At 55.5% G+C, this 4,330-nt stretch carries 4 protein-coding genes and 1 pseudogene; 4 read left to right on the plus strand and 1 reads right to left on the minus strand.

Annotated features, from left to right (window positions below):
- Positions 1 to 1,113: D-amino acid dehydrogenase (locus M7R55_RS03600; RefSeq protein WP_298218587.1), on the minus strand; the 1,113-nt coding region annotated here is incomplete at its 3' end.
- 183 nt (positions 1,114 to 1,296) lie between these two features.
- Between M7R55_RS03600 and M7R55_RS03605 the strand changes: the two genes are divergently transcribed.
- The 4 genes and pseudogenes from M7R55_RS03605 to M7R55_RS03620 all read left to right on the plus strand — a co-directional run.
- Entirely contained in the window at positions 1,297 to 2,481 is a 1,185-nt protein-coding gene (locus tag M7R55_RS03605) for a carbohydrate porin (protein WP_298218589.1), read from the plus strand.
- A gap of 79 nt (positions 2,482 to 2,560) precedes the next feature.
- The gene (gene dapD / locus M7R55_RS03610; protein WP_298218591.1) at positions 2,561 to 3,394 is read left to right on the plus strand and encodes a 2,3,4,5-tetrahydropyridine-2,6-dicarboxylate N-succinyltransferase; all 834 of its coding nucleotides are present in this window, start codon (positions 2,561 to 2,563) and stop codon (positions 3,392 to 3,394) included.
- A gap of 80 nt (positions 3,395 to 3,474) precedes the next feature.
- On the plus strand, positions 3,475 to 4,122 hold the full coding sequence (locus M7R55_RS03615; protein WP_298218593.1) for a Uma2 family endonuclease: 648 nt from the start codon (positions 3,475 to 3,477) through the stop codon (positions 4,120 to 4,122).
- A gap of 122 nt (positions 4,123 to 4,244) precedes the next feature.
- A pseudogene (locus M7R55_RS03620) lies at positions 4,245 to 4,330 on the plus strand (type II toxin-antitoxin system prevent-host-death family antitoxin); the annotation flags it as partial.

Below are 4,330 nucleotides of genomic sequence, written 5' to 3' on the forward strand. Positions count from 1 at the left end.
CATCGGGCGCAAACCTGCCCAGGGAATGACCTGCCGCGTATTGATCTCGGGGAAATTGGCCTGAACCCAATCGACCAGCGGTTTGATTCGATCGGCTCGAATATCCCGGTTATAACCGTTGAACTCCGCCGTACCGGCAACTCGCAACCGATCACTGCCCACACTTCCCGTTGAATGCCCCGCAAAGCGGCTGGACACGAGCTTGGTTTCATCGTCCAACAGGCTGACATTCGGCACAGCCTGCTGGCTTTGCTCATCCGTCAGCGGCACGGTAATCGAATACCCTTTGACCGGGTAGACATTCAACCGATCGCCCAAGGCAGTGGCCAATTTTCGGCTATGCACCCCTGCACAAATCACCACGCCATCAAAAGTCAGCGTCTGCGGTGCAGTCGAACCCGGCAATTCTTCTGCGTCGATCTCGATTGTTTGCCCCGCGTGGCGGACGGCCATAACTTCACAATTCCACAGGAAGCAAGCCCCCAATCGCTCGGCCGCGGCCGCGAGACCGTTCGAGTACTTGTGGATATCCCCGCTGGCATCGCTTTCCGTGAAATAGCCCCCGTAAAACTGCCCTTTAAGCGTCGGTTCGATCGCTCGTATTTCTTCCGGCGTTACCGCCCGGCGTGGCAACCCGCCAGCAGCCAGCAGCTTCGACACCCGCCCCGCGTGTTCAAACCCCGCTCGTGAACGGTAAAAATGCAGGATACCTTGCCTCTTCAAATCGAAATCGATCTGTTCTTGTTCCGCCCAGTCGAACAGATACTGCCGCGCGGCAATCGCAAGGCGTGTCGTCTCAATGGTATTTCGCTTATAGTGCGGCACATTGGCGACAAACTCGGCAAACCAGCTCAACTTGTGCCAACTCGGTTTGGGATTCACCAGCAAGGGTGCGTCCGGGCGCATCATCCATTGCACCCCATGCAAAATCGTGGACCAACTGTTCCACACCTCCGCATTCGAAGCCGAAAGCTGACCACCATTGGCATACGACGTCTCCATCGCGGCATAGCGGTTCTTTTCAAAAACCGTCACCGCAAAGCCGCGCTTGACCAACGCGTAGGCCGTCGTCACACCCGTAATTCCACCACCAATAACCGCTATTGATCGCATGAATCGATGTCCCTCCTCAGTTACCACGAACGTGATGGCAACAACACAGCAGAACAAGCCCGGAACGTGCCCGGAAAAGACAAGTCATAGCGTAACTTACTCCTGCGATCGATCCAGCCCCCGATGCAAAAATATTCAGCCGACAATACAAAAAAGAAATGAGACTGATTATCATTGCAATCCATGAATAAACCCTCCCGCCCCAAACTCATTGCCGCACTCTGTTTGATCGGCACATTGATCGTCGGCCATACCGCAAAAGCCGACGACAACATCGACCCGATCATTGGCTCGGAGGAAATGCAGGATCTATCCCCGCCCACGGCTGCCAGCCACGCACCGCCATTGGACGAATCACAGATTTTTTCTCTATACGGCCACTGGGACACCGATTGGGTGAATAATCTCTCCGGCGGTATTCGTCGCGGCAACGCGCTCGATAGCGTCGCGGTGGGCGGTTTTACCCTAAAGGGAGATCGTCTTGGTCTGCCCAACAGCGTGTTCAATTTCTCACTCATGGCGACTCGCGTGGGCGATGCCAATGCACAATTGATCGGCGCAGACACCAACCCGAGTAATATCGAGGGCAATCGAAATGCGCTGGTGCTCAACACCGCATTCTGGCAACAGAACTGGTTGAACTCATCTCATATTGGTCTGAACACCCGATTGGGTGTATTCGATTTGAACGCTGAATTCGACAGCACGGACAGCGCCACGCAATTGCTGAATAGTTCGTTTGGAATCGACCCGACGCTCACCGACAATTTCGCCGCATCGACATTCCCCAAGAACGGCACCGGGCTCGTGACCAGCATCGGCAGCGCCACCAATCCGGATACCGCTCCCTTCGCAGTAAAGGTCGGGTTGATTCAAGGCGATGTCGATCAACAAACCCGGCCATTCTCTCATGGCGTTTTGAACATCGCTGAAGGCCAATGGCGACCACGCGAGGGTACGGCCATCAAACTCGGCGGCTGGCAAAAACGAGGCAATGGCCAGCCGGATCTGCGCGGCGGCTATCTCAGTGCCGAAACGCCGCTCAGTTCAAGGCAACACCAGCAAATCAGCGGCTTTATTCGCGCCAGCTTTGCCTCTGGCATGGATGCACAAGCCACCGGAGCGAACCGATACCTTGGCGCAGGCCTCAATTGGCAAGCACCGTTCTCGCATCGACCGGACGATTACCTCACGCTCGGTGCGGCCACACTGCATCTAAATCACAGCGGCGATAACGAGCGGCTGCTGGAAGTGGCCTACATTGCGCGAATCACCCCGCGCATCTTTCTGCAACCCGACGTGCAATACATCCAACATTGCAACCAGCCCGATACCTGGGTGGCCATTGTCCGCCTGCATCTTGAATAACCACCGCCCGCATTCCCCACGCATTCCAATGGCAAGCTGTTAGAATGTTGCATCGAAAAAACTTCCAGAGAGTGCCCACATGACCGACCTCACCGCCCTGAAAAACACCATCGAAACCGCCTTTGAAGACCGCGCGAACATCACCCCGGCCGAGGCTCCCCAAGCCGTGCGTGATGCCGTGAATACCGTGCTCGGCATGCTCGATGCGGGGCAACTGCGCGTGGCCGAACGCCGTGGCGTCGGCGATTGGGTCGTCAACGAATGGCTTAAAAAAGCCGTGTTGCTGTCCTTCCGCCTCAACCCGAATGAAGTTGTTCAAGGCGGTGACCTGCGCTATTTCGACAAAGTGCCGACCAAATTCGCCAACTGGGATCAAACGCAATTCGAAGAAGCCGGCATCCGTGTCGTACCCAACGCCGTTGCCCGTCGCGGCAGCTTCATCGCCAAAGGCGCGGTGCTGATGCCCTCGTATGTCAACATCGGCGCGTATGTCGATGAAGGTACCATGGTCGATACCTGGGCCACCGTCGGTTCCTGCGCACAAATCGGTAAAAACGTGCATCTTTCCGGCGGCGTCGGCATCGGCGGCGTGCTCGAACCGCTGCAAGCCGCGCCCACCATCATCGAAGACAACTGCTTCATCGGCGCCCGCTCCGAAGTGGTGGAAGGCGTCATCGTCGAAGAAGGCTCGGTGATCTCCATGGGCGTGTACATCGGCCAATCCACCAAAATCTACGACCGCGAAACCGGTGAAGTCACCTATGGTCGCATCCCGGCGGGTTCGGTCGTCGTATCCGGCAACCTGCCTTCCAAATGTGGCAAATACAGCCTGTACTGCGCCGTGATCGTTAAAAAGGTCGATGCAAAAACCTTGAGCAAAGTCGGCATTAACGCACTGTTGCGGGATATTTAAACGCAACTCGGCATCGCAGCCACCTTGAAACAAGGGGATTGCGGGGCGGGGGGTGATGCAGGTTTCTCACTTCAGGCTCGGTGGACGCTCCCTTCGGCAACCATCACGCCGCCAGCAAAACCTGGGGCGTTCAGAACAACACACCACCGGATGATTTTGGCATGAATCAGAGCGCCTTTACTGACCAATCGCTCAGTGTGGAAGACTACCTTCGCAACGAAGAAGTCAGTGAAATTCGTCATGAGTATCTCGGCGGCAAAATCTATCCTCGGGACGATGCCAGCATGCGGCATTGTTTAATCACAGGCTCACTGATTTCGATATTGCTACCCGCAAGCCGGATACATGCTTGCCGTTGCTTTGCCTCAGCTTTCAAGCTCAAGCTGGATAACTTCGGAGAAACAACTTTCTACTACCCCGATCTCATGGTCGTTTGCAAGCCAAAGGATAGGCACCCGCTTTACGCCACCCAACCTTCCCTGATTATCGAAGTGCTCTCAGAAACCACCGAGCGCATCGTCCGACGCGAGAAAATACTGGCATACCAAACCCTGCCCAGCCTGCAAGAATATGTATTCGTCGCACAAGATTACCCTCAAATTGAAATCTACCGCCGCCGTACCGTCTGGCTACCGGAAGTTCATGCCGAGGGCGCGTTCACCATTGAATGCCTTGATCTGACCGCCAGCGTGGCTGAGGTGTACCAAGACATCGGAGGGTTTTCATGATTGCCGAGCATGGCGCCGTCCCTCGCGTCATTAGATTTGCCGCGACGCATTGACGGTTCATCGCATCAACCGTTACACTTTCTGTACGGTTTAATGTACAGAATAAGCTTTAGGTGCTCCCCATGAACGCGATCAGTTACACAGCAGCACGCGCCAACTTTGCTAAAACAATGGAAAAAGTGTGCAACGATCACCAGCCGATGATCAT

This window comes from Halothiobacillus sp., from assembly GCF_027346185.1.
Classification (GTDB): Bacteria; Pseudomonadota; Gammaproteobacteria; order Halothiobacillales; family Halothiobacillaceae; genus Halothiobacillus.

What these genes read in the sequence shown, in the direction of transcription:
- dapD (WP_298218591.1), top strand. Translation starts at nt 2,561, where the DNA reads ATGACCGACCTCACCGCCCTGAAAAACACCATCGAAACCGCCTTTGAA.
- M7R55_RS03605 (WP_298218589.1), top strand. Translation starts at nt 1,297, where the DNA reads ATGAATAAACCCTCCCGCCCCAAACTCATTGCCGCACTCTGTTTGATC.